At 76.2% G+C, this 24328-nt stretch carries 18 protein-coding genes and 1 tRNA gene; 5 read left to right on the forward strand and 14 right to left on the reverse strand.

Annotated features, from left to right (window positions below; genetic code table 11):
- Nucleotides 1-67: 67 nt before the first annotated feature.
- The 4 genes from FS882_RS06110 to FS882_RS06125 are packed head-to-tail and all read right to left on the reverse strand — an operon-like array spanning nucleotide 68 to nucleotide 6365.
- Nucleotides 68-592, reverse strand: a complete 525-nt coding sequence (locus FS882_RS06110) for an adenylyl-sulfate kinase (protein WP_158371909.1) — start codon at nucleotides 590-592, stop codon at nucleotides 68-70.
- Nucleotides 593-617: 25 nt separating this feature from the next.
- Complete coding sequence (locus tag FS882_RS06115) at nucleotides 618-3983, reverse strand: ATP-binding protein (RefSeq protein ID WP_158371911.1); 3366 nt, start codon at nucleotides 3981-3983, stop codon at nucleotides 618-620.
- Nucleotides 3980-4894: a DUF4194 domain-containing protein gene (locus FS882_RS21815; RefSeq protein WP_158371913.1), complete on the reverse strand. Its 915-nt coding sequence runs from the start codon at nucleotides 4892-4894 to the stop codon at nucleotides 3980-3982. Before FS882_RS21815 ends, FS882_RS06115 begins: the two co-directional genes overlap by 4 nt.
- Entirely contained in the window at nucleotides 4887-6365 is a 1479-nt protein-coding gene (locus tag FS882_RS06125) for a DUF3375 domain-containing protein (RefSeq protein WP_158371915.1), read from the reverse strand. Before FS882_RS06125 ends, FS882_RS21815 begins: the two co-directional genes overlap by 8 nt.
- Nucleotides 6366-6461: 96 nt before the next feature.
- Between FS882_RS06125 and FS882_RS06130 the strand changes: the two genes are divergently transcribed.
- On the forward strand, nucleotides 6462-7259 hold the full coding sequence (locus FS882_RS06130; protein ID WP_158371917.1) for a class I SAM-dependent methyltransferase: 798 nt from the start codon (nucleotides 6462-6464) through the stop codon (nucleotides 7257-7259).
- A gap of 9 nt (nucleotides 7260-7268) precedes the next feature.
- Here the strand turns inward: FS882_RS06130 and FS882_RS06135 are convergent, their stop codons facing one another.
- The 3 genes from FS882_RS06135 to FS882_RS06145 all read right to left on the reverse strand — a co-directional run bounded on the left by FS882_RS06135 (nucleotide 7269) and on the right by FS882_RS06145 (nucleotide 9407).
- Complete coding sequence (locus FS882_RS06135; protein ID WP_158371919.1) at nucleotides 7269-8480, reverse strand: GNAT family N-acetyltransferase; 1212 nt, start codon at nucleotides 8478-8480, stop codon at nucleotides 7269-7271.
- 278 nt (nucleotides 8481-8758) lie between these two features.
- On the reverse strand, nucleotides 8759-9145 hold the full coding sequence (locus FS882_RS06140; protein WP_158371921.1) for a VOC family protein: 387 nt from the start codon (nucleotides 9143-9145) through the stop codon (nucleotides 8759-8761).
- Nucleotides 9146-9323: 178 nt separating this feature from the next.
- Nucleotides 9324-9407 (reverse strand) — tRNA-Leu (locus FS882_RS06145).
- A gap of 186 nt (nucleotides 9408-9593) precedes the next feature.
- On the opposite strand from FS882_RS06145, the gene FS882_RS06150 reads away from it, so the two are divergent.
- A complete protein-coding gene (locus FS882_RS06150) occupies nucleotides 9594-10820 on the forward strand; it encodes an AI-2E family transporter (RefSeq protein WP_158371923.1) in 1227 nt (408 codons plus the stop codon).
- Here FS882_RS06150 and FS882_RS06155 read toward each other — a convergent pair.
- From FS882_RS06155 to FS882_RS06170, 4 genes are all read right to left on the reverse strand, one after another.
- Entirely contained in the window at nucleotides 10817-11776 is a 960-nt protein-coding gene (locus FS882_RS06155; protein ID WP_158371925.1) for a dihydrodipicolinate synthase family protein, read from the reverse strand. The genes FS882_RS06150 and FS882_RS06155 overlap by 4 nt on opposite strands.
- Nucleotides 11777-11922: 146 nt before the next feature.
- Nucleotides 11923-15825 carry a PHP domain-containing protein gene (locus FS882_RS06160; RefSeq protein ID WP_158371927.1) on the reverse strand — a complete coding sequence of 1301 codons (3903 nt, stop codon included), beginning with the start codon at nucleotides 15823-15825 and terminating at the stop codon, nucleotides 11923-11925.
- Complete coding sequence (locus tag FS882_RS06165) at nucleotides 15818-17461, reverse strand: DNA polymerase Y family protein (RefSeq protein WP_158371929.1); 1644 nt, start codon at nucleotides 17459-17461, stop codon at nucleotides 15818-15820. The genes FS882_RS06160 and FS882_RS06165 overlap by 8 nt, the downstream gene beginning before the upstream one ends.
- A complete protein-coding gene (locus tag FS882_RS06170; protein ID WP_158371931.1) occupies nucleotides 17458-18609 on the reverse strand; it encodes a hypothetical protein in 1152 nt (383 codons plus the stop codon). The genes FS882_RS06165 and FS882_RS06170 overlap by 4 nt, the downstream gene beginning before the upstream one ends.
- Nucleotides 18610-18853: 244 nt before the next feature.
- On the opposite strand from FS882_RS06170, the gene FS882_RS06175 reads away from it, so the two are divergent.
- Nucleotides 18854-19390 carry a YbhB/YbcL family Raf kinase inhibitor-like protein gene (locus FS882_RS06175; RefSeq protein WP_158371933.1) on the forward strand — a complete coding sequence of 179 codons (537 nt, stop codon included), beginning with the start codon at nucleotides 18854-18856 and terminating at the stop codon, nucleotides 19388-19390.
- A gap of 300 nt (nucleotides 19391-19690) precedes the next feature.
- On the opposite strand, the gene FS882_RS06180 is transcribed toward FS882_RS06175, so the two are convergent.
- On the reverse strand, nucleotides 19691-20914 hold the full coding sequence (locus tag FS882_RS06180) for an MFS transporter (RefSeq protein WP_222848138.1): 1224 nt from the start codon (nucleotides 20912-20914) through the stop codon (nucleotides 19691-19693).
- Nucleotides 20915-21950: 1036 nt separating this feature from the next.
- Nucleotides 21951-22421, reverse strand: coding sequence for a GNAT family N-acetyltransferase (locus FS882_RS06185; RefSeq protein WP_158371935.1), 471 nt, complete (start codon nucleotides 22419-22421; stop codon nucleotides 21951-21953).
- 260 nt (nucleotides 22422-22681) lie between these two features.
- On the opposite strand from FS882_RS06185, the gene FS882_RS06190 reads away from it, so the two are divergent.
- A complete protein-coding gene (locus FS882_RS06190; protein ID WP_187365156.1) occupies nucleotides 22682-23095 on the forward strand; it encodes a hypothetical protein in 414 nt (137 codons plus the stop codon).
- An 82-nt stretch (nucleotides 23096-23177) separates the two neighbouring features.
- On the forward strand, nucleotides 23178-23750 hold the full coding sequence (locus FS882_RS06195; RefSeq protein WP_158371939.1) for a YbaK/EbsC family protein: 573 nt from the start codon (nucleotides 23178-23180) through the stop codon (nucleotides 23748-23750).
- Between the two features lie 15 nt (nucleotides 23751-23765).
- Here FS882_RS06195 and FS882_RS06200 read toward each other — a convergent pair whose 3' ends face one another.
- A complete protein-coding gene (locus FS882_RS06200) occupies nucleotides 23766-24182 on the reverse strand; it encodes a DUF4190 domain-containing protein (protein ID WP_158371941.1) in 417 nt (138 codons plus the stop codon).
- Nucleotides 24183-24328 lie beyond the last annotated feature (146 nt).

Genomic DNA, 24328 nt, shown 5'->3' on the forward strand with positions numbered 1-24328 from the left:
CCTCGGCGCGGAGGCCCTACTTCGGCGCACCCCCTGCGGGCGCCGGCGGGGTCGGGCGCGGGGCGCCTCAGGCCTCCCAGCCAGAGGCGGCCGCGACGTCCGCCGCGACCTGCTCGACCGTCCGGCCGTCCGTGCCGACCCGGGTGACCCACGGACCCGCCGCGCGGTCGAGCAGCTCCGCGGCGGCGGCCGACCGGTCGAGGTGCTCCCGCAGCGCGGACCCGATCTCCCGCGCCCCGAGGCGGTCCCGGATCGTCCGCACCGATGCCGTCAGCAGCACCCCGGACACCCGCGCCCGCCCGCCGAGCGCCCGGGTGACGAGCTCGCGCTCCAGGACGCTCACCGTGTTGACGTACACGACCCGCCGGTAGCCCGCCGCGGCGTACCCGCCCCAGAGCGCGCGCAGGTTCGCCTCGGTCAGCGCCGTGCCGTGCGGGTCGGACGCCGGCTTGGGGTACGCGGCGGACAGGTTGTCCCCGTCGACCGGGCAGTGCGCCAGGCCGGAGCGCTGCCAGCGCGCCGACAGCTCGAACGCGACCGACGACTTGCCCGCGCCGGACCGCCCGGCCACCAGCAGCACCTCCGGCTCCACCGCCGCGCCTCCCCTGCCCGCCGCGTCAGTCCGCCGCGACGCCGGCGACGGGCTTGGTGCGCGACCGGCCGCCGGTGTCCTTGAGCACCACGTACTTGAGGTCGACGTGCGGCTCCAGCGCGCTGAACTTGTCGTTGGGCGCGCCGATCACCAGCTGGAAGCCGAGCCCGCGCCAGGCGCCGATCGCCCGGCCGGTGAACCGCGCGTCCGCCTTGATCAGCGCCTCGTCCAGGAACACCGGCGCGTACCGCGGGCGCGGGGCGCCGGCGTCGCCGAGCTGGTACCGCAGGGCCGCCCCGACGATGAACGCCACGAGCTCCTGCGACTCGCCGCCGGACTTCTCGCCGATGTGGTCGTAGAGCGCCACGTGGTTCCCGTCGAAGTCGACCTTCTCGGCGCTCAGCCGCACGTGCCGGCGGACGTCCACCAGGTCGGCGAAGTCCGGGGAGGTGCGCCGGATGCGGTCGATGACCTTGGCCATCCGGTGGTACCGGCGCTCGCGCTCGGCGTCGGACGCCTCGGCGGCCAGCAGCTCGTTGAGATCCTTCAGCTCCTTGCGGAACCGCGCCACCACCGTCGACTGCGTGTCCCGGGCGTCGATCCGCAGCCGGTGGTCGTCGTCGGCGAACGGCAGGTCCGCGAGGATGTCGTTGACCGGCTGGATGCGCTCCTTGATCTCCCGGACCGACCGGCTCAGGCCGTGGTGCAGGTCCGTGAGGTCGTTGCCGGACAGCCGGAGCAGGCTCTTACGCCACTCGGCCTCGAGCTCGTGCAGCCCCGACGTCTCCAGCGCCGCGAGGATGCGCGCGAAGTCGGCGTACGACCCGTCCGGGTCGGTGCCGAGGTTCGGGTCGGGCCAGCGCTCGACGAACGTCTCGAAGGTCCGCCGCAGCGCCTCGCGCGCGGCGCCGATCGTCTGCTGCGCGGCGAGCAGGTCGGTGCGCAGGATCTCGTTCGCCCGCGCGACGGTGCTGTCGAACGCGGCCAGCGCGGCGGCGGGGGCCGGCCGGGACCCGCCGGACCCGGTCCCCGAGGATCCGCCGAGCAGCGCGTCCAGGTACGCCCGCTGGTCGTCGCCGACGGTCACCCCGGCGTCCTGCGCCTCGTCCAGCGCGAGCTGTGCCGCGTCGACCTCGTCGGTGATCGTCGACCAGCGGCCGCCCAGGTCCTCGGCCGAGCCCTTGGTCCGGCCGACCTCCTCGGTCAGGTCGCGGATCGTCTTCTCGAGCTCGCCGACGCGCTGCTGGAGCCGGGTGACCTCGGGGTTGCCGGCGGTGACGTCCTCGATGACCTGCGCCCACCGGGCGCGCTCGGCCTCGACGGCCGCGACGTCCACCTGGTCCCAGGAGACGGCGTCGAGCTGCTCGTACGCGCGCAGCTCGACGTCGTGCGCGTCCAGCCGGTCCTCGGCGGCGCGCACCTGGCGCTCCGCGTCGTCCAGCCGGGCCTGCGCGGCGGCGATCTGCTCGTCGAGGTGCGCCAGGCGCCGGGTGTTGGTGAACCCGAGCACGTTGGCGCGGCCCTGGCCGCCGTGCGCGCCGCGGCGCCCCTCGGACACCTGCCCGGACCGGGTGAGCGCCTTCGGGTGCTGGGACAGCTCGCCGGGGGTGTCGACGCAGACGAACGCGAACCGGCTCGCGAGCTCGCTGCGCAGCCAGCCGGTGAACGGGCCGTTGCGGAAGTCCAGCCGGCCGGGGAGCGTCCGCGGGTCGAGCGCGACGTCGGAGCGCAGGTCGGTCGGCACGCCCTCGAACCGGATGCGGCGCGCCGTCGGCACCGCGTCGATCGCGCGCCGGAAGGTCGTCACGTGCGCGGCGTCGATCAGCAGCAGCGTGGCGAACCCGCCCAGCGCCAGGTTGAACGCGTCGCGCCACGGCTCGTGCTCCGTGCGGACCTCGATCAGCTCGGCGACGAACGGCAGCTCCTCCGGTGTCAGGCCGGCCGCCTCGGCCAGCGCCGCGCGCGCCCGGTGCAGGTCGCCCGGGATGTTGTCCTGCCGCCGGGCCACGGCCTCGCGGTCCGAGCGGAGGACGGCCAGGTCGACCCCGGCGGCCTTCTTCTCCGACATCGCGGTGCCGAACTCGGCGCGCGCCTCGGACTTCGCGTCGCCGTCGGCCTGCGCCCGGCGCCCGCGCGCCGCCAGCGCGTCGAACTCCTTCTCGTTCGACACCGTGGTGCCGAACGCCGTGCGCAGCACGTCGTCGAGCCGGCCGCGAGCGCGGGTGACCCGCTCCAGCCGGTCCTCGGTCGCGACGAGCTCCCGCTGCGCGGTCGCCAGCCGGTCGCCGCCGGACGACCACAGGGTCTCCCGGACGCCCTCCAGCTCGGAGCGCGCGGCGGCGATCCGGCCGGTCGTCTCGGCGGCGCGCTTCTCGGCGTGCTGGTGCTCGCGGCCCAGCTCCTCCTCGACCGCGCGCAGCAGGCCCAGCCGGCGCTCGTGCCGCCACAGGGCCGCCGTCGACCGGTCGTCGTCGAACGTGCCGACCCGGTCGATGACCCGCAGGCGCTCGGCGGCCTCGTCCAGCGCCTCGCGGTGCGCACGGATCGGCTCCAGCGCCTTCACCTGCTGGCGCGCGGTGATCATCTGCTCGCGGGTGCCCGAGAGCTTGTCGAACTGCTCGACCACGGCGTCGGCCGTCGCGAAGGTGCTCGGCTCCTCCAGCACCATCGCCTTGTACAGGGCGTCGACGGTGGTGATCTGCTGGCCCGCCTGGATCCGGCCGAGCAGCGCGACCGCCTTCGCGCCGTCGCCGGTCGCGCCGATGCCCAGCGTCGAGTGCAGCCGGGCCGTGAACTCGCGGTCGGTGTCGAACGGTGTCAGCCCGGCGGCGGTCAGCACGGGGCGCGGGAACCGGTCGGCCGCGGCGGCCTCCAGGTCGCGCAGGTCGAACGGGCCGTCCGCGGTCGCGCGCAGGGCGATGACGTCCTCGAGCGTCCGGGCCGCCGACGGCACGTACCAGGCGCGGACGGCGGTGAGCTCGCGGCCGGCCTGGTCGACCCAGGTCATCGCGATCGCGGACCAGGTGTCGCGGGCGTCGCCGCGCAGCACCCGCTGGCGGGTGCCGTCCGCGGTGCGCGACTCGTCGAGCTTGCCGCGGGCGTAGGACAGGATGTTCCGCTGGTCCTTGCCGCGGGGGCGGCCGACGACCCCGCCGTTGGACGCGCCGTTGAACGGCGTGGTGTGCGGCATCAGGAGCGCGATGTACGCGTCCATCAGCGTCGACTTGCCGGAGCCCGAGCCGCCGGACAGCAGCGTCGCCGTCGGGGCGAACCGCACCCGGTGGTGGCCGTCGTAGCCGCCCCAGTTGACGAGCTGCAGGTCGCGGGCGACCCACTGCTGGCCCGTCGACGCGGCCGGGATCAGGCCGAACAGGGTGTCGACCATCGTCATCGTGCGACCTCCTCGGAGGCGTCGTCGGTGGCGGGGGCGCCGGCGGCCGGCGCGTCGTCCGCGGCGGCCTCCTCGAGCGTCGGCCCGAGGTCGGCGGTCTCGTCGGCGACGGGCGCGTCGGCGTCGCCGGGTGCGTCGGCGTCGCCGGGTGCGTCGGCGTCGCCGGGTGCGTCGGCGTCGCCGGGTGCGTCGTCCGCGACGGCCTCCTCGGCCGGGACCTCGTCCAGCGCGACCTCGCCGCCCGTGCGCACCTGCTCCCGCAGCCACGCGCTCAGCTCGGACAGCCGCTCGTTGCTGAGCACCACCTCGACCAGCGGGGTGACCCGGTACCGCCCCTCGGACTCCTCCTCGACCACGCCCTCCTTGGCGAGCCGCAGCACCGCGGCGCGGATCTCCCGCTGCCGGGCGGCGACGTTGGTGTCGTCGGGGTCGAAGTAGGTCAGCGCGGTCTGCTCGATCTCCTCGACGTCCACGCGCGCCGAGGTCTCCCCCGCGCCGCGCTCGCGCTGGAACACGGTGCGCAGGTGCACGAGCACCAGCGTCTCGGCGCGGGTGTACGCCTCGTCGCGGAGCAGCACCGGCACGTCGAGCTCGTCGGAGCGGACCTGGCGCTTGTAGGCGATGCCGCGCTGGTGGTCGACGACGAGGTGCACGAACAGGTCGTGCAGCCGGGACTCGATGACCTGCTGGTTGTCCAGCAGCGTGCGCCACTGCTGCCGGTTCTTCTCGGCCAGCAGGAACCGGCGCTGCAGCAGCCGGACCAGGACGCGCCGGACGTCGGCGTCGAGCGTCCCGGAGTCGCCGGGGAACAGCTCGGCCGGGTCCTCCTCCATCGACACGGTGTCGATGAAGACGTCCACGTCGTCGGCGCCGGGGACCTCCGCGCGGTCGTCCGTCGTCGGGTCAGCCATGGTCCTCGTCCTTCGTCAGTGTCGTCACGCCCCCGAACGCGAACCGCCGCCGGGTGCCGTCCGGCCGGACCGCGTCCACGTACGCGACCTCGTCCGTCTCCGTCATGCCGCGCTGGTGGGCGATCTCCAGCAGGCCGAGCAGGTCGACCGGCCGGCGCAGCGGCTCGGGCGCGGCGTTGAACGCCTCCCCCACGTCGACCGTCGGTGCGGCGCCGGCGAACGCGGCGAGGTGCGACCCGAGGTCGGCGTAGTGCGGACCGCCCCAGGCCAGCGCCTCGGCCGCCGCCGCGTCCGCGTCGTCACCGTCGTCCCAGGCGGCGAGCGGGCTCGGCGGCTCGGCCGGGCGCAGCTCGCCGGCGGTCTGCCGCAGGTGCTCGACCTCCGCGACCGGGAGCCGGCGCAGCGGGTCGACCGCCTGGCCGCGGCGGGCACCCGGCACCCAGGCCTGCAGGCCGGTCATCACGTCGCGCAGCAGCTCGTCGACCTGGCGGTCGCGCAGCGGGTCGTGGTTGCGCACCTGCGCGGTGATGACGAACGACGCCTCGCGCTGCGCGGTGAACACCTGGTCCAGCCCCTGCTCGATGCGGCGGCCGATGTCCCGGAGCTCCGCGCGCTGCTGCGCGGGCAGCCGGCGGGTGAACCGGTGCCGCAGCACGGTCGACAGCTGGGTGGCGAGCGCGTCGAGGCGCTGCGGGTCGCCGATCAGCCGCAGGGCGCCGGCGAAGGCGCGGCCCTCGGGCGTGGCGTCCATGACGTGCTCGCCGCGCTCCAGGTACTCGCGCAGCACGTCGCCCGTCGGGCGCTCGTCCTGGCGCAGCGCCTGCACGACGTCGCGCTGCATCACCTTGATCGACTCGGCGACCCGGGCGAAGTCGGCCGGCAGCTCCCGCACGAGGTGCAGGACGTTCTCCGCCTCCTCGAGCAGCGTCTCCTCGTCGGTCTGCTCGACCTCGCCGGTCTTCTGGATGCGGTCGAGCTCCGCCCGCAGGCGGGTGATCTCGGCGTCCAGCCGGGCCATCCGCATCAGCGCGTCGGGGTCGGCGTCCTCGGCCAGCCGCTCCACCGCGTCGAGCAGGGTGCGCACCCGCGACTGCGACACCCGGGCGCGGGTCCCGCCGGCACGGCCCGCGACCTCCAGGGCGCCGACCGCGTGCGCGGACAGCGTGTAGACCTCGACGTCGTCGTCCAGCACCTGCCGCGCCAGCCAACCGGCGTCGGCCCACTGCCGGCACAGGTCGCGGGCGGAACCGGTCGGCAGGTCGTCGCCGTGGCCCGCCGCGCGCAGCTGGTCGAGCGCGTCGCCGACCTCCGTGTGCGCGTCCGCGACCGGGACCTGGGGGCGCTCGGCCGTGAACACCAGCGAGAGCAGGGAGACGACGAGGGGGGCGTGCCGCTTGTGGAGCAGGTCCAGCATCGGGTTCTGGAAGGCCCGGACGGCGCCCAGGTACGCCCCTTCGGCACGAGTGATCATCGCCGGACAGCGTAGGTGACCGGCGGGGGTGGTCAGGACCCGGTCCCGGGACGGAAGTCGCCCCCACGTCGGCCCCCGCCCCCGCAGACTGGCTCGATGGGCAGCCAACCCGACCTCGACGCGCACATCCGCCGCTACGACGGGCGGCGGTTCGACGAGTCGTCCCGGCTCACGACGCGGTCGGCGGCCGGGCTCGTCGAGCTCGCCCGGACGCGGCGCCTGCTCGCCGACCACCTGCCGCCGCAGGCCGAGGTGCTCGACGTCGGCGGCGGGACGGGGGTGCACGCGTCCTGGCTCGCCGGGCGCGGCCACCCCGTCACGCTGGTCGACCCGGTTCCGGAGCACGTCGCCGCGGCCCGGGCCGCGGGCGGGTTCGCGGCCGAGCCCGGCGACGCCCGCACCCTGCGCTTCCCGGACGGCTCGTTCGACGCGGTGCTGCTGCTCGGGCCGCTGTACCACCTGCGGGATCGCGCCGACCGGCTCGCGGCGCTGGGCGAGGCCCGGCGGGTGCTGCGGCCCGGCGGGGTCGTCCTGGCGGGCGCGATCTCCCGGGTGGTCGCCGCCACGGACCTCGTGACGGCGGCGGGGTTCGCGGACCTGCCCGGCCCCGCTCTGCTGCGGCTGCTCGCGTCCGGGGACAGCCCGGCCGACCCCGCCGAGGGGTTCCCGGCGGGCCACTTCCACACCGCGGCCGAGCTGGCCGAGGAGGTCGCGGCCGCCGGGTTCGACGACGTGCGGGTGACCGGCGTCGAGGGGCCCGGGTCGCTCGCCCTGGAGCTCGTGCCGCCCGACGACCAGGTGGTCGCCGCGGCGGTGGTCCTCGCCGAGCGCGCGCAGGGTCATCCGGCGTCTCCGGACCTGTCGGGGCACCTGCTGGCGGTGGCGCGGCGCTGAGCGCGGCGCTCAGGCCACCAGCGCCAGCCACTCCGCGAGCTGCTCGCCCCCCACCGGGACCAGCGGCAGCCCCGCCGCCCGGGCGCCGATGCCGAACCGGGCCGCCACGGGAGCGGCGCGCACCGCGGTCCGCGCGACGAGCCCGCGGGTCGACACCAGGAGGTCGACGTGCTCGCGGCGCCCCGGGTAGAGCTGGGTGCCCGCGACGTACCGGGCGTCGAAGGCCGGGTCGAACGCCGCGGCGTCCGTGGCGCCGAGCACGTAGGTCAGCTCGGCCAGCCGCCCGACGGCGCCGGGGCTGTGCCGGGCGTGCCGCTCGCCGTACGCGTCGAGGAACCCGAAGTACGTGCCGCCGGAGCGCAGCGCGTAGCTGAGGAACACGGTCTCCTCGCCCGCGGTCAGCCGGAGCACCATCGCGTCCCCGTCCCGCCGGAACCCGGCCACGACGTCGCGGAACCACCGGCACGCCACCGGGTCGAGGCCGAGCGCCGCCCCGCCGCGCTCGGCGTCTCCCTTCCACCCCGCGGCCTGGAACGCCACGAACTCCGCATCGACCGTCGGGTCGTCGCTCACGTCGTGCAGCTCGAGCGGCCCGCCGGCGTCGCGCGCGAGGCCGCGGAGCCGCCGCCGCAGGTCCTTCCGGCGGCCCGCCCCCATGTGGTCCACCACCAGGGGCGGGTCGACCAGCGGCACCGCGTCCGCCCGCGGGCACCGCTCGGCCGCCGCCGGGCGCCGGACGTACGCGCTCGACGTGCGACGGCGCTCGTGCAGCAGCATCCCGCCCCGGGCCACCACCCGCCGGAGCGCGTCCGCGAGCGGCCCGTCGACCGGGAAGTGCTGCAGCTGCACCAGCCCCGGCAGCCCGACCTCCCGCAGACCGCCGAGCAGGCCGCCGAGCGCGTCCACCTCGCGGCCCGCACGGACCAGCGGGTGGTGCCGGTCGGAGTGCGTGGTCATGAACGTCCCGCCGGTGGTCACCGCCCGGAGCGGCACCCCCGGGGCCACCGTCGTCGTCGTGAGGGCGAGCGCGGCCAGCCACTCGTCCCCGTCCTCGACCACCAGCAGCAGCACGTCGGCGACCTCCCGGCCGCGGTGCCGGGCCGGGACCAGGAACCGGGGGTCGAGGTAGAGGTTGGGCTCGACGGCGGCATCCGCGAGGCGGCGCCAGGCGCGCGCGTCGGCGGCGGTCACGCGGGGCAGCGGGACGAGGCGGGCGTGCACGGCGTCCTCCGGGGCGTCGTTGCCGGTGAGGCATCGGTCGCGGCGAGGCTATGGTCCGATTTGTCCCGTTCGGGGCTTGTCAGGGGGTGAACCCGAACCCGACCACCCGGTCGCCGCCGGCTGTCACAGGCCGGGCGGTCGGGGGTGCCGGGCGCGTCCGCGCAGGTCAGGCCCGTGGCCACGGGATCGCCCGGGTAGGCCGCGGGCACGCCGACGGGCGCCGGCTCACGCAGGTTCGCCCGTTCCGACGACACCCGGACGGCCCATCCGCCGCGCCGTCAGTCCGCCGCGCCCGCCCAGTGCGGGTTCGTCATCACGCCGAGCACGTTGCCGAACGGGTCCACCACCGCCGCCGTCCGGAACCCCTCGCCCCGGGCGGTCGGCGGCTCGTGCACCGTCGCCCCGCGCTCCACCAGCGTGGCGACCGCGGCGTCGACGTCCTCGACCGCCCAGTAGGTGTACTGGCCACCGGGGGTGCGGCCGAGCGCGCCGGGCACGTACCGGGCGTCGACGATCCCGAACTCGTCCCCGTCGCGGCCCAGCCGCCACTCGAGGTAGCCGTCGCGCACGAAGGAAGGCTCCGCGCCGAACAGCCCGGTGTACCAGTCGCGGGCGGCCGCGAGGTCCGCCGCCTGGAAGTTCGACGTCGCCAGTCCCTGGAGCATGGTCGTCCCCGTCCCGTCGTGGGCCGGCCCACCCGGCCTCGGGACCATCGTGGCGCCGGAAGCGGTCAGATCCTGGCCGCTTCCGCGCGGCGGTGCGCGCGCGACGACGTGTCGCCGGAACGACGAAGGCCCCGATCCTGGCGGGGATCGGGGCCTTCGTCGTCGCTGTCTCAACGAGTGTCCGGAGGGGGACTTGAACCCCCACGCCCTATACGGGCACTAGCACCTCAAGCTAGCGCGTCTGCCATTCCGCCACCCGGACAGGGTGTACGCCTGACGAGCACGAGGAGCGCTTTTCCGCGCTTCCCGACCCCTCAGGTGCGGCAGAAAACATAGCACGGAGTGGCGGCCGAGCACGCATCCGCAGGTGGGGGCACACTGGCGGGGGCGTCCGGCGGTGCACCACGGCGGACGCGACGCACCGGCACGGTTCGGAGGTGGGCGGAGGATGGCCGAGCAGAGCGGCACCGACCGCTACGGCACCGGCAGGCCCGGGGCACCCGCAGGATCAGGGGCCCGACGGGTCGCGGGCCAGCGCCGCGCCCCCACCGGCACGGCTCTCGACGACGGGGTCCCGCGGTGGCTGCGGACGTCCGCCGGCATCACCTGGCGGCTCCTCGTCCTGCTCGCCGGCATCTCGCTCGTGTTCTTCGCCACAGCGCAGGTGCAGCTGCTGTTCGTGGCGGTCTTCATCGCCTTCGTGTTCACCGCGGTGCTGCGGCCGGTCGTCGAGCTCTACACGCGGGTGATGCCCCGCGGGCTCGCGACGGCCCTCGGGCTGCTCACCGGGTTCCTGGTGCTCGCCGGCATGGTCTTCTACGTCGGCTACTCGGTCGCGAACCAGTGGCAGGCCCTGTCCCGGCAGTTCGGCGACGGCATCGACCAGATCGTCGACTTCCTGGAGAACGGGCCGCTGCCGTTCTCCATCAGCAACGACCAGATCGCCCAGTGGATCGACAACGGGCGGCAGTGGGTCCAGGAGCACGCCGGGGACCTCGCCGGCCAGGTGGCGGCGTCGGCGGGCTCGGTCGTCGAGGTCTTCACCGCGCTCGCCCTCGCGGTGTTCTGCGCGATCTTCTTCCTCGCGCGCGGCCAGGAGATGTGGACCTGGTTCGTCAACCAGCTCCCGTCGTCCGTGCGCGACTCCTGGAAGACCGCCGGCGGGGCCGGCTGGTACACGTTCTCGGGCTACACCCGCGGCACGGTGATCATCGCGGTGACCGACGGCCTGCTCGCGTTCATCCTGCTGTCGATCATCGGCGTCCCGCTCGCCGCCCCCCTGGCCGTCCTCGTCCTCATCGGCGCCTTCATCCCGCTGATCGGCGCACCCGCCGCGATGGTCGTCGCGATGATCGTGGCCCTGGCCGCCAACGGGCCGATCCAGGCGGCGGTCGTCGGCATCGGCATCGCGCTGATCGGGCAGTTCGAGGGGCACGTGCTGCAGCCGCTCGTCATGGGCAAGCAGGTGTCGCTGCACCCCGTCGTCGTGGCGCTGGCGGTCACCGGCGGCACCCTGACCGCGGGGATCCTCGGCGCGGTCATCGCCGTGCCGCTCGTGTCCGTCGTCTGGGCGATCTGGTCGCGGTTCCACCAGCCCGACCCCCCGATGGAGGTCGAGGAGGCGGCCGAGGAGGTCCGACCGGTCGACGAGGACGGCGAGGGCGCGGAGGCCTAGCCCCGCGCGGCGCCGTCGGTCGGCGCGCCGGCTTCGGTCGGCAGGGCGCCGGTCGGCACGGCCGGCGGGTCGCCCAGCCGCTCCACCGCGGCGGCGAGCGCCCTGGTGCCCGCGTCGTCCACCGGTCGCAGCGGCGCCGGGAGCCGGCCGAGGTCGGTGCCGAGCACGGCGGCGAGGGCGTGCACCGCCCGCGGCCCGCCGAGCGACGCGACCAGCTCCGCCACCGGCGCCAGCCGGGCCATGTGCGCCCGCGCCTCGTCCGCCCGGCCCGCGGCGGCGGCGTGCGCCACGGCGGAGTACCAGGCCGGCAGCACGCTCGCGAGCCCCGAGTGCCAGGTCCGTGCGCCGGCGAGCAGCCCCTCGACGCCGAGCACGTCCCCGCTGCAGCCGACCTCCACCGTGCCCGGCACGGCGGCCCGCAGCGCCGCGACCCGGTCGCGCAGCTCCCCGGCGTCGCTCCCCCGGTCCTTGACCCCGCCGACCCCCGGCACCTGCGCCGCCCGGACCAGCGTCTCGACCGAGTAGCGGAACGTCGTGCTGACGGGGTTGTGGTACAGCCACACCGGCACGCGTGCGGCGTCCGCCACGTCCGCCACCAGGTCGAGCACCTCGTCGTCGGTCAGCGGCAGGTAGGCCAGCGTCGGCAGCAGCACCGCGGACGCGCCGGCCCGCTCGGCGACGATCGTGTGCACGATCACCTCGTCCGTCGTGAACGCCCCGACGCCGGCGACCACGGGTACGCGGCCGGCGGCCGCCTCGACCGCCGCCTCGACGACCAGCCGGCGCTCGCCCGCGGTCAGGTACGGCCAGCCGCCCGTGCTCCCCAGGACCGCCACGCCCGTGGCGCCGGCGGCGACGGCGTCGTCCACCAGCCGCTCGAGCGGGTCGATCACCACCTCCCCCTCGTGGCCGCGCGGGGTGGGCAGGTAGGCGACGAGGGGTCCGAGGAGGGTCACGCGGGCAGTCTGGCACGCACGCGGCCGGCTCCGGTGCCGACGTCGGGGAAGCTCGTCGGCTCACCGGCCCGTACGGGTCCCGACGGGGCGGCCGCGTGGCGCCGTCCGGGTCACGGCGTCCCGGTCACGGCGTCCGGGTCAGGGCGTCACTGGAAGTCGCGGGACGTCGTCGCGACCTTGAGCGACAGCGGCGTGAGGTGCTCGGCGATGAGGTTGGTCGCCCCGTCGGCCCGCTCCAGCCGACCGCGGACGACCAGCGCCCGTGAGGTGCGGGCGACCTTCCGGAACCGCTGCCAGAGCCCGGTGCTGCACACGATGTTGAGCAGGCCCGTCTCGTCCTCCAGGGACAGGAAGGTGACGCCGCCGGCGGTGCCCGGGCGCTGGCGGTGCGTGACGACGCCCGCGACCGCCACGCGCCGTCCCGCCTCGTGCCGGAAGGCCTGCTCGACCCGGAGCACGCCCGACGCGTCCAGGCCCGCCCGCACGTGCTGGGTCGGGTAGGAGTCGACGGTCACCCCGGTGGCCCACACGTCGGCGACGGCGACCTCGACCTCGCTCATGCCCGGGAGGGTGGGGGCCTGCACACCGACGGAGACGCCCGGCAGCGTGTCGGGCCCCTCCTGCGCGAGCGCGCCGGCCGCCCACAGCGCCTCCCGCCGGGTGACGCCGAGCGACTCCAGCGCACCGCCGGTGGCCAGGGCCTCGAGCTGGGCGGTGCTGAGCTCGACCCGGCGCACGAGGTCGCGCAGGTCGGTGAACGGTCCGTGCGCGTCGCGCTCGGCGACGACGCGCTCGGCCACCTTCTCCCCCACGTTCCGCACCGATGCGAGCCCGACCCGGACGGCGAGCGAGCGCCCCGCGGCCGACCGGCCGGCGGCGGACGCAGGCACCCCGCCCGCGGTCGGCGACGCGGACGCCGCACTCGCCACCCCGGACGCAGGCCCCGCACCCGCCTCGGACGCAGGCCGTGTGCTCGCCACCCCGGACGCGGCGGTCGCACCGCCGGTGGCCCCGGACTCCGCCGTGGCGTCGGGGAACCCCGGCGCGCCCCCCGGCCGCAGCGGCGTGACGGGCGCCGTGCCGGACGGCAGCGGGACCAGCCGCGGCTCGCCGCCCTCGGGCTCCGGGCCGACGCGCTCGACCACGGCCTGGACGCCGGAGCGCTGCACGTCCGGGCGCAGCACGCCGATGCCGTGCCGGCGGGCGTCCGCGACGAGCGACTGCGGTGAGTAGAACCCCATCGGCTGCGCAGCGAGCAGCCCGGCGTAGAACGCGGCCGGGTGGTGCACCTTGAGCCACGAGCTGGCGTAGACGAGGAACGCGAACGAGTACGCGTGCGACTCCGGGAAGCCGAAGTCGGCGAACGCCTTGAGCTTGTCGTAGACCTCCTCCCGCACCGGCTCCGGGATGCCGTTGCGGGTCATGCCGTCCATCAGCCGGGCGCGCAGGGCCTCCATCTTCTCGATGCTGCGCTTGGAGCCCATCGCGCGCCGGAGCTGGTCGGCCTCGGCGGGGGTGAAGTCCGCGACGTCGATGGCCATCTGCATGAGCTGCTCCTGGAACAGCGGGACGCCGAGGGTCCGCGCGAGCGACTTCTCCAACCGGGGGTGCGGGTAGGTGATGGGCTGCCGGCCCTGGTAGCGCTCGATGTAGGGGTGCACCGACCCGCCCTGGATCGGACCGGGGCGGATGAGCGCGACCTCGACGACGATCCCGTAGAAGCTGCGCGGCTGCAGGCGCGGCAGGGTGCCCATCTGGGCACGGGACTCGACCTGGAACACGCCCACGGTGTCGGCGGCGCACAGCAGGTCGTAGACCAGCGGGTCCTCGTTGGGGAGCTTGTGCAGCTCCAGCCGGGGACCGCCGTGCCGCTCCACCTGGTCGAAGGCGAGCCGCAGCGCGGTGAGCATCCCGAGGCCCAGGAGGTCGAACTTCACGAGCCCCGCGTCCGCGCAGTCGTCCTTGTCCCACTGCAGGACGGTGCGGCCCTCCATCCGCGCCCACTCGACCGGGCAGACCTCGATGACGGGTCTGTCGCACATGACCATGCCGCCGGAGTGGATGCCGAGGTGCCGGGGCAGGCGCAGGAACCGGTCGGCCAGGTCGATGACCTGCTCCGGGATCTCCTCGAGGTCGCTCGCGGGCGGCGGACGGTGCGCGGGGACGACGTCGTGGCGGTCGGCGGTCGGCTGGCCGGCGAGGCGGTCGGTGTCGTCCTGCCCGGCGGGCCGGCGCGGGGCCGGTGCGGGGGTGGCCCCGGGCTCGTGGTTCCAGCCCCAGACGACGCCGTCGGGGTCCCGCTGCGCGGCGGCGTACTGCGCGGCGCGGCGGTCCTCGCGAGCCACCGGGGACCCCGGGGGCGGCGCGGCCGGTGGTCCGACGGGTGGCGACGACGCCGGGCGCGACCCGCCCGCGGACGAGCCCCGCGTCGTCGACGGCGGGCCGGGCCGGGTCGACGGCGGGCTGGGCCGGGTCGAGGTCGGGCGGTCGGCGACGTGCTGCGTCGGCGGGGCCGCCGGGGCGGGCGCGGCAGCCGGCGCGCGGCTCTCCCCCGACCACCAGGGGTGCCGCGGCGCGGGCCCGCGCAGGGTGCCCCAGCGCTCGATGGACTTGCTCCACGCGTCCTGCTGCCCGACGTCGTACCCGAGCGCGCGGGCGGCGTCCCGCACGGCTGATCGCGCGCGGTAGGAGATGACGTTGGCGACCTGCGCGGCGTGGGTGCGGCCGTGCTTGGCGTAGACGTACTGGATGACCTCCTCGCGGCGGCCGGACTCGATGTCGACGTCGATGTCGGGCGGCCCGTCGCGCTCGGGCGCGAGGAACCGCTCGAACAGCAGGCCGTGCGCCACGGCGTCGACGGCGGTGACCTTGAGGGCGTAGCAGACCGCGGAGTTGGCGGCCGACCCGCGGCCCTGGGCCAGGATGCCGTTGCGGTGGCAGAAGTCGACGAGGTCGTAGACCACCAGGAAGTAGCCGGGGAAGCCGAGGTCCTCGATGACGCGCAGCTCGTGCTCGAGCTGCGCGTAGGCGCCGGGCACCCGCTCTGCCTCGGGCGGGCCGTAGCACTCCAGCGCGCCGCGGCGGACGAGCTCGCGCAGCCAGGTCGCCTCGGTGTGGCCGGGCGGCACCGGGTACGGGGGCAGCTGCGGCGCCACGAGGTGCAGGTCGAAGGCGCACTCGGCACCGATCGCGGCGGCGGTGGCGACGGCCCGGGGATGGCGGCGGTGCCGGCGCAGCATCTCCGCGGCGGACGCCAGGTGCGCGGTCGGGGCACCGGGCAGCCACCCGTCCAGGTCCTCCATCGAGGACCGGGCGCGCACGGCGGCCAGCGCCATCGCCAGGTCCGCGTCCCGGGGGGTGGCGTAGTGCACGTTGCCCGTGGCGACCAGGGGCAGCCCGGCACCGTCGGCGAGCGCCGCGAGGGCGTCGGCGAGCTCGGAGTCGTACGGGCCGCCGCCCTGGGTGACCTCGACCGCGACGTTGTCCCGCCCGAACAGCGCGGCCAGGCGGTCGAGCTCGGCGCGCGCACGCTCGAGGCCCGCGGCGGTGACGCCGGGTTCACGGCCGCCGTCGGTCAGCGCGTGCCGCACCGGGCCCTTGCGGCAGCCGGTGAGCACGAGCCAGCGGCCGTCGGCCTGCTCGGCGAGCTGCTCCAGCCGGTACGCGGCGGCGCCCTTGGTGCCGGTGGCGAGGTGCGCCTCGGCGATCGTGCGGGACAGCGCCCGGTAGCCCTCGGGCCCGCGGGCGAGCACGGGCAGGTGCAGCGCGCGCGGGTCGGGCACGCCGGTCGGCAGGTCGAGCACGTCCGGGCCGGCGACCCCCGGGACGGGCAGGTGCAGCTCGGCGCCGAAGACGGTGGGCAGCCCGACCTCGCGCGCGGCCTCGGAGAACCGGACGACGCCGTACAGGCCGTCGTGGTCGGTGAGCGCGAGCGCGCTGAGGCCGAGCCGGTGCGCCTCGGCGGCGAGCTCCTCCGGTTGGCTGGCGCCGTCGAGGAAGCTGAACGCCGAGTGCGCGTGCAGCTCCGCGTAGCGCGGGGCGTCAGTCATAGACGGCCTCGCAGGTCCAGCCGTCGGGGCGCCAGGCGAGCAGCAGGGCGCGGCCGTCGCCGAGCGTGACCTGCAGGTGCACGCGCAGCCCGGCCTCGGTGGGCGACCACCAGCGCTCGGCGAGCGGCCACGGCCCCGCCCAGCCGGCGACGTCGTGGTCGACCGCGGGCCGGCGGTCGGAGGCGGGCGTACGGACGCGGACCGGGTCGCCGCTCATGGCGAACCGGCCGTCGAACCGGACCGGCCGGCCCGCGCCGTCCAGCACGTCGACCGGCGCGGGCCGCACCGGCACGGTGGCGGGCGCGGGCGGCGGCAGCTGACCGGGCCACGGCCGGTCGACCGGGCGCGGTGTGGCGGCCTGGGCGCCCCAGGGCTGGAGGTGCACCTGGTCGCGCACGTCCCGGCCGCCCTGCAGGGCGGCGGTCAGCACGCCGTCGCCGCCGAGCAGCCCCTGCACGCGGTCGAGCGCCCGGTGCGCCCGGAGGTCGCCGCCGGAGGCGCCGCCCCACAGCCGGCCCTGCTCGGCGCCGGCGGGCGCGACGTCCTCCGCGGTGATGCCGAGCGCGACCAGGCCGATCGGCTCGGCGTGCTCGTCGGGTTCGCCGCCGTCGGGCCGCGCTCCGGCGCCGTGCTCGGCGGCCGCGGCGGTCAGCCAGCCCTCGAGCTGCCACCGGATGCGGTCGGTGATCCGCGCGGCGGACAGCCCGCCGAGGCCGCCCATGTCGGTGCGCCAGGCCCGGGTCAGCTCGGTGCCCTCGTCGGTGCGGGCGGTGATCCGCAGCCGGGCGCAGGTCACGGAGTGCTCGGTGAGCAGGGCGTGCAGCTCCTCCGCGAGCCGGCGCCCCGCGAACGTCGCGACGTCGACGCGGTGCGCCGGCGGGTCGAGCTCGGTCACCACCTCCAGGTCGGTCTCCGGCCGGCGGCGGGCGGGGGGTCGCAGGTCCTCGCCGCGCACCAGCGTCCACGCCCAGGTCCCCCAGGTCCCGAACCGCGCGTGCACGTCGCCGCCGTCCAGCGCGGCCAGGTCGCCGAGCCGGCGCAGGCCGAGCCGGCGCAGCAGGTCGACGAGCTCCGCGACCGCACGGCCGGCGTCGTCGGTCACCGCAGCGGGGGCGAGGTCGTCGACGGGGCGCGGCGCCAGGAACTCTCGCGAGGCGCCGGGTGGCACGACGGCGTCGGTGCGGGCGGCGAGGATCGCGGCGAGCAGGCCGTCGGCGGTGCCGACCTGGCACTCGTGCCCGGTCCGCTCGGCCACCACGGACACCAGGCGCTCGGCCAGCGTCTCCTCGGTGCCGTGGAACCGCGCCGCACCGCCCGCGGGGAGCAGCAGCAGGCCCGGCCGGGCGACCTCGATCCCGGCGACGACCGCCTCGGTCGCCACGGCCACCGGCTCGAACAGCCGGGCGTCCCGGTCGTCGTCGGCGGGCAGCAGCACGACCTCGGGGCAGACGCCCTGCGCCTGGCGGCGGCGCATGCCGCGGCGCACCCCCTGGGCGCGGGCGATCGCGGAGACGGCGACGAGCCGGGGGCCGTGCTGCACGGCGGCGGGCAGGTGGCCGGGCACGTCGGCGGCGCGCACGGCGGCGACCACCGGCCAGTCCGGCACCCAGACGACGGTGGTGCGGGTGGCGCTCATCCGACCAGCCTCAGGTCGGGCGCGAGCAGGGCGCCGTCGTCCGCCACCGGCTCCGGCCCGGCCGAGGGCGCGGGCGGCACGCCCTCGGGACGCGGGAGCAGGTCGGCGCCGGGACGCGCGGGCGTGTCGGGGCGGTCGGCGCCGGGACGCGCGGTGACGGGGTGCTCGGCGCGGGAACCGCGGTCGGCGGGGAGCCCGTACGGGTCGGTGCCCACCTCGAGCGGCAGCACCACGCGCAGGTCCTGGGCACGACCCGCGCTGCCCCGCCCGGTGCGGGTGACGTGGACCTCGTGCGCGCGCAGCCGGCCGTCCCCCTCGCCGACCCCGGTCCACCGGCCGCCCTCGACGGTCAGCACGGTGCCGGCACCCGGCCACGGCGTGGTGGCCAGCAGCACGGACCCGCGGTCCCGGGCGCGCGCCATCAGCCGGCGGCGGTCGGCGTCCGCCAGGTGCGCGCCGGGGCCGACCACCACGACGTCGATGCCGTCGAGCAGGGCCGCGACCACGGTCGGCGCGTCCACGCCGGGCTGCGGGACCACGGCGAGCCGCTCCAGCGCCACGCCGGTCTGGGCGGCGGCGAGCAGGCCGAGGCTCGGCTGCCCCACGACGGCCGCCCACGCCTCCCGGGCGGTGCACGCGGCGGCGATCATCGCGAGCACCAGCGAGGTGGAGCCGAGCACCGCGGTCGTGCTCCCCCGCCGCAGGCCGTCGGGGAGCAGCGGGGTGAGGGCGGGCGGCACCGCGAGCGGGGGCCGGTCGGTGAGCAGCACCGGACCGCGTGCGGCGGTCGGCCGCGGGACCGCGCGCTGCCGGTCGGGCAGGTCGGGGACGGCGACGGGACCCGAGGGCGCGCTCGCGGGGTCGGGGTCCGCCACGGGCACCACCGCGAGCGCCGTGGCGCCCTGCACGGGTGCGTCGGCCCGGGCGCCCGGGCGCGCACCCTGCCCCGGCGCCCCGCCGGGCCGGGCGCCGGGCACGCCGGTGGGCCCGACGCCGGGCACGTCGGCACGGGGTGCGACACTGCTCCCCGCCGCCGGGCGGGCCTTCGCGACGCCGGCCCCCTGCGGCGCCATGCTGCGGGCGCCGGTCCGGAGCTCGGCGCTGACCAGGGCGGCACGTGCCCGGGCGATCCGCTCCTCCTGGTTCACCGCCGCACCCCCTCGTCGTCTGCCGGCCGACCGCCGGACCCTCGTTCGAACACGTGTTCGATTGTGCCAGTAGACGCTGACACTCCGGCACGCGTCAATCCGGCGTCACCCGCCCTGGGGACCGTCGCCCGGCGCGTCGCCGGAGGCGCGCCGACGCCCCTGCGCGGGCCCGCGGCCGGGGGCATGATGACGGGAAAGGCACACCCGTCCGGGCGCCCCCGCGACGCCCACCAGGAGGAGGACCATGGCCGTCTCGCTGACCCGTCCCGTCGCCCCCGAGCCCTACGCGCTGCTGCCGTCCGTCCCGGACTTCGACGTCGCGAGCGCCGACGTCACGCACGGCGAGCCGCTGCCCGCGACGTTCGCCGCGGACGGCGAGAACCTCTCGCCCGCGCTCGAGTGGTCCGGCTTCCCGGAGGGCACGCGCTCGTTCGTCGTGAGCTGCTTCGACCCGGACGCGCCGACCCCCGCCGGCTTCTGGCACTGGACCGTCGTGGACGTGCCCGTGAGCGCGACGTCGCTCCCCCGCGGCGCCGGCTCGCCGGAGGGCGATCTCCTGCCCCCGGGTGCGTTCCAGGTCCGCAACGACGGCGGGTCGACCGGCTACACCGGCTCCGCGCCGCCGCCCGGGGACCGGCCGCACCGGTACGTGTTCGCCGTGCACGCGCTCGACGTCGACCACCTCGACGTGACCCCGGACGCGACGCCGACGGCCGTGGCGTTCACGGCGCTGTTCCACACGATCGGCCGCGCGCTGATCGCCCCGACCTACCAGCGCTGACCGAGTGCCACCGCCCCACCGCACGCCTTGCAGCCCAGCCCTCGACGACCCATGGGGCGGCGCTGGGCTGCAAGGACGGCGTCCGGCCCTCCCGGACGAGTTCCCGGAGCATGCTCAGCGATCTCATGGAGGCGGCCTGGCGCACGATCGAACCCGGGGCAGCGACGGCGCTCATGACGACTCGGAGCAGAACGGTCCGCCCCGTCGGGCTCGTCCTGGTCCACGAGCCAGAGTGGACGTCGTCCCGGCCGAGAGGACCCTGCACCACGAGTGAGCCACGGAACTCCCGAACGCTGATGCTCACGACGCGATCGCTGAGGGCTCGTCCTCGTGTGCCTGCCAGGCCCGGATCGCCGGGGTCAGCTGGACGGCGAGCATGGCACAGACGACGAAGAGCGCCCCCGACAGCACGAACGGGACCCGGAGCCCCACCTCGCTCGCCAGCCAGCCACCCACACCCGCGCCGAGCGCGATCCCGAGATACCCCGCCAGCCTCCCGACGGCGCCGGTCCGACCGAGCAGATCGGGGGGCACGATCTTCTGTCGGACAGTCCCGGCGAGCACGTTCCACACCACGGCGTGGCAGATGTAAGCGGCGAGCGCGAGGCCTGCCACGCCCACGTTGCTGGTCAGGCCGCACAGCGTGATCGACACGGCGCCGAGGGCCAGCGCCGCCACGATCCCCGGTGCGTAGCCGACCTTCTTCCTCAGGCGAGGTGCGAGGAACGTCCCGAGCAACCCGCCGAGCGCGGAGAAGGACATCAGCAGCCCGTACCCGGTGCTGTCCAGCCCGAGAGCGCGGTCGGCGAACAGGACCAGGTAGGAGAACGGGAGGCTGTACGCGATGCTGGCGATCCCACTCACCACGACCAGCCCGGCGACGATCCGGTTGCCCCGCAGCCACGTGAATCCCGTTCGCAGGTCCGACCGGATCGAGGTCGGCTCGGCGCCGACAGGGCGCCCCTGGTACGTACCCTCGAGCAGGAAGAAGCACAGGGCTGCGATGGCGCAGGCGAACGCGCTCGCCCCGACCGGCAAGAACGCCGCCGCAGCGAACAGGAACCCCCCGAGCGGAGGGCCGACGAACTCGTCGATCACCAGCTGCGCGCCGGCGATCTGGGAGTTGGCCCGGTCCAACCGCTCCTTGGACAGCGCCGTCGGGAGCACTGCGAACACCGCGCTGTCCGAGGTCGTCTCGATCAGACCCACCACCGCGTAGACCAGATACAGCACCGGGATCGAGACGATGCCCGCTCCCAGCGACACCGCGAGCGCCAGGAAGGCCGCGGACCGCAGGATGTTGGCGACATACAGCAGGCGGCGCCGATCAATGCGATCGATCAGCACTCCGATGCCGAGCACCGCCGCGATGCGCGGCACCGTGTACGCGACTGTCAGTCCCGAGACCGCGAGTGGGTCTTCGGTGAGCGCGGCCGCGATCAGCGGCATCGCGACGAACGTGAGCCCGTCGCTGAGGTTGGACGCCGCGTTGCCGGTCCAGATCTTGAGGTAGTCGGACTTCACCGCTCTGCTCTCGTCTCGTTCCTGTTCGCTCGCGCCACCATGGACGCGAACGGCGCCCGCACCACGTCGGAGTGCCCGGCCGGGAGCCGCTCCACCACGAGCCCGCCTCCGGTGCGTTCCGCCCACGCCTGCGCCCGGCTCGGCCCGTCGACACCGAGCGCCTCCCACGTAGCAGCCTTGGACGCAGAACGGCTCCGGCCGGTAGGCGATCAACGCCTCCAGTCCGCGCTGTGCGGCGTCGGCCATGACGGCCGGGCCGTGCCCCGGTCGCCCGGACGACCGGTAGTCCGACTCCATCGCCGCGAGCGCATCGACGCGGCTCAGCGCACACCACTCGGGGTGCGCGTGCGGGAGGGAGCAGGCGTCGAGAAGCAACGAGCCGCGCGCAGGTGCCGCGTCGGTGCAGCACCCGCGCGAGCCCGAACACCACCGGCTCCTCCCACGGACCACTCACGCTCGCCCTGAAGCCCGCTCGACGGCCCGACCGCTTCGTGGACGATGTCGAGCACCTCGCCCAACGTCGGGCGCGCGAACAGCACGCTCGGCTTGAGGTCACTCCCAGGTCGTGACGCACGGGTGGTCAGCTAAGCGCTGCGCGTGAACTCCCTCCTCTGCGAAGAAGTCGTCGTCCATCCGCGGGTCGCGGTCCGAGCCCTGCGAGCGCGACCTGCGACCAGCCAGGGTCGACTATGACGGGTCTCGTGCCGCCGTGGCGGGTCATACGTCCCGCACTGGCCCACTCTCCTGCTCGACCGACGTGTCACGTCGGTCGCCTCCCGGAGGGACCGCACGCTGCCGAGCCGCGCCTCGCCTTCAGCGCATGAGCGCGCCCTACTCCTCTCGCTGGCTCCGTCCCGTCTCCGCGGATCGAGCTCACCAGCGGCCGAGCACCACCATGGGCACCGGCAGCGCACCGCGAGGCCTCCACGCCTCCCGATGCGCCGAGGACTGCGACCGCCCCGCCTGGCTGCCCCAGCCCGACCCCGCCGGGCCGGCGACGCCCGCCGAACGGCGCCGAGCGGGCCACGCGCCCGCCTCAGCCCGCCTCGGCGCCCATCTCCAGCACCATGCCCGTCGCCCCGGGCGCCACGTCCCGGAAGCCGAGCGACTCGTACAGCGCCCGCCCCGGCGGGTCGGCCACGAGCGTGATGTACGCCCCGCGCGGGGCCCGCGCCCGCACGTCGTCCAGCAGCCGGGTCAGCACCCGCCGCCCGAGCCCGCGCCGCTGGTGCCCGGGGTCGGTCGCCATGTCCGCGACCAGGAAGTACCAGCCACCGTCGCCGACAACCCGCCCCATCGCGACGACCCGCCCCTCGGCGGTCCGCACGTGGCACCACGACCAGCTGCCCGCGAGAGCCCCGGCGCCCTGCTCGGCGCTCTTCGGCGTGAGCCCCGACTCCCGGCGCAGCCGCAGGTACTCCTCGAGCGGCGGGGCAGCCGGAACGAGAACGTACGGGTCGGCGGCGAAGGGATCGGCGGGGGCGGCGGCGTCGGTCACGTCCGCCATCCTGCCCGCACGCCGCAGGGGTGCGCACCGGCCGCACCGCGGCCTCGCTGGACCCGAGCCGGCCCGAGCCGGCCCGGCCCGGCCGGGCCGGTGGGCCCGCCGCCCGGGCACGCGGTGCCGGCGCACGCGCCGAGCGACACGACCGCATGGTCCCGGCCGACGATCGGCCCCGTGAGTGGGCCGTCGGTCCCACTCACCCGCCCGGGCCCCGCGCCACGATGCACGGATTCGCTGGGTCGGAGCAGGACCGGGAGGACGTCGTGGGCAGCTCGGGATACGTGGCCGGGGGCCTGGCCCTGCTGACGGTGGCCGTCATCGTGGCGATGCTCCTCACCCGTGGGGGTGCCGTGGTCAAGAGCGGGGCCATGTCGGGGTGCGTGTCCCTCGTGCGGGGGACGACCTGGCGCACCACCGCGCACCGGCTCGACGGGCACTGCCGCGTCGACACGTCCCTCGACGCCGGGCAGCTGGCGGCGCTCCGGGTCACCAGCACGAACAGCACCGGGCGGGTCGTGCTCCTCCTGAGCCAGGGGGCGGCGACGCGGTCCGTGGACCTGAGCGGCGGGTTCGAGGGTCCGGTCGACGTGCACGGGTTCGAGCCCGACCGGCGCACCCGGCTGCGCGCGGACTTCCGCGACGCCCGGGACGTCCGGCTCGACGTCCGCTGGGACTGAGAGCCGACCGTCGTCGAGCGCCGCCCCGGGACGCCCGACGGACCGCTCGGCGACCCGCTCGGCCCGTGGGTAGCCTGCCGCCATGACCCTCACGCTCGGATCCCTGACCTGGTCGCGCGCCGTGGACCGCCTGGACCTGCTCGCCGAGCCGACCGCCGCCGCGCTGTCCGGCTGGGCCGCCGTGGCCCCCGAGGTGGCCGACGCGGTGCAGGTGACCGAGATCGACCCGGAGCTCGCCGACACGGCCGCGATGACGGAGGCCTACGGCCTGCCCCTCGTGGTCTCGGCGAACTGCGTGCTGGTGTCCGGGAGGCGCGCCGGCGACGAGCGCGTCGCCGCGGCGGTGGTGCGGGCGACGACGCGGGCGGACGTGAACAACGCGGTGAAGCGGCTGCTCGACGTGCGCAAGGCGTCGTTCCTGCCGATGGACCGCGCGGTCGAGGAGTCGGGCATGGAGTACGGCGGCATCACGCCGATCGGGTTGCCCACGGGCTACCGGGTGCTGCTGGACGCGGGCGTCGCGGCCGCGGACCCGGAGGCGGGCGGCACGGTGATCATCGGCTCGGGCCTGCGGCGGTCCAAGATCGCGCTGCCCGGGTCGCTGCTGGCGACCATGCCGGGCGTCGAGGTGGTCGGAGGGCTGGCCCTGGCCTGAGGCCGGGTCCGCACCTCACGGTCGCGCGTCGCCGCCGACCCGCTCGCGCGACAGGTCCCTGGACCACGACCAGGAGCCGTCGCCGGTGCCGTACCGGTCGTGGACGTGCACGACGTGCCCCACCAGGGCCAGCGAGAACGCGAGCACGGCGGCGGTGATCATCAGGCCGATCGTCGAGACCGCGCCGAGCACGATCCCGGTGACGGCCATCCAGGAGGCGCGGGCGCCCCGCCGACGCGCCCGCTCGTACCCCACGAGGCCGAGCACGAGCGGCACCGGCCCGAGCGAGAGCAGACCGGTGATGAACGCCGCGAGCGAGACGCCGTCGGACTCGGCATCCACGGCCGGCGCGGGCGGGGGCGGGGGCGGCGCGGCCGCCGACGCGGGGGGCGGCACCCCCGGACCTGGCTGCTGGCCGTGACCGTCGGACATGCGCCTCACCCTCCCGGGAGCCCGGGCCACGCGGTGCGCACGACCCGGATCCGACGCTAGGAGCCTCCGGCCGGCACCCAACCGGCGCCCGTCACCTACGCAACCCGGGGCCGACACCCCGCGCGGCCGCCTGACCTGCACGGGCG

The organism is Cellulosimicrobium cellulans (assembly GCF_007679345.1).
In the GTDB taxonomy this organism is placed as follows: domain Bacteria; phylum Actinomycetota; class Actinomycetes; order Actinomycetales; family Cellulomonadaceae; genus Cellulomonas; species Cellulomonas cellulans_A.

Bases quoted from the DNA above. Each gene is read 5' to 3' on its own strand.
- FS882_RS06115 (WP_158371911.1), bottom strand. From the start codon at position 3,983: ATGACGATGGTCGACACCCTGTTCGGCCTGATCCCGGCCGCGTCGACG.
- FS882_RS21815 (WP_158371913.1), bottom strand. From the start codon at position 4,894: ATGGCTGACCCGACGACGGACGACCGCGCGGAGGTCCCCGGCGCCGAC.
- FS882_RS06125 (WP_158371915.1), bottom strand. From the start codon at position 6,365: ATGATCACTCGTGCCGAAGGGGCGTACCTGGGCGCCGTCCGGGCCTTC.
- FS882_RS06130 (WP_158371917.1), top strand. From the start codon at position 6,462: ATGGGCAGCCAACCCGACCTCGACGCGCACATCCGCCGCTACGACGGG.
- FS882_RS06140 (WP_158371921.1), bottom strand. From the start codon at position 9,145: ATGCTCCAGGGACTGGCGACGTCGAACTTCCAGGCGGCGGACCTCGCG.
- FS882_RS06150 (WP_158371923.1), top strand. From the start codon at position 9,594: ATGGCCGAGCAGAGCGGCACCGACCGCTACGGCACCGGCAGGCCCGGG.
- FS882_RS06160 (WP_158371927.1), bottom strand. From the start codon at position 15,825: ATGACTGACGCCCCGCGCTACGCGGAGCTGCACGCGCACTCGGCGTTC.
- FS882_RS06165 (WP_158371929.1), bottom strand. From the start codon at position 17,461: ATGAGCGCCACCCGCACCACCGTCGTCTGGGTGCCGGACTGGCCGGTG.
- FS882_RS06175 (WP_158371933.1), top strand. From the start codon at position 18,854: ATGGCCGTCTCGCTGACCCGTCCCGTCGCCCCCGAGCCCTACGCGCTG.
- FS882_RS06185 (WP_158371935.1), bottom strand. From the start codon at position 22,421: ATGGCGGACGTGACCGACGCCGCCGCCCCCGCCGATCCCTTCGCCGCC.
- FS882_RS06195 (WP_158371939.1), top strand. From the start codon at position 23,178: ATGACCCTCACGCTCGGATCCCTGACCTGGTCGCGCGCCGTGGACCGC.
- FS882_RS06200 (WP_158371941.1), bottom strand. From the start codon at position 24,182: ATGTCCGACGGTCACGGCCAGCAGCCAGGTCCGGGGGTGCCGCCCCCC.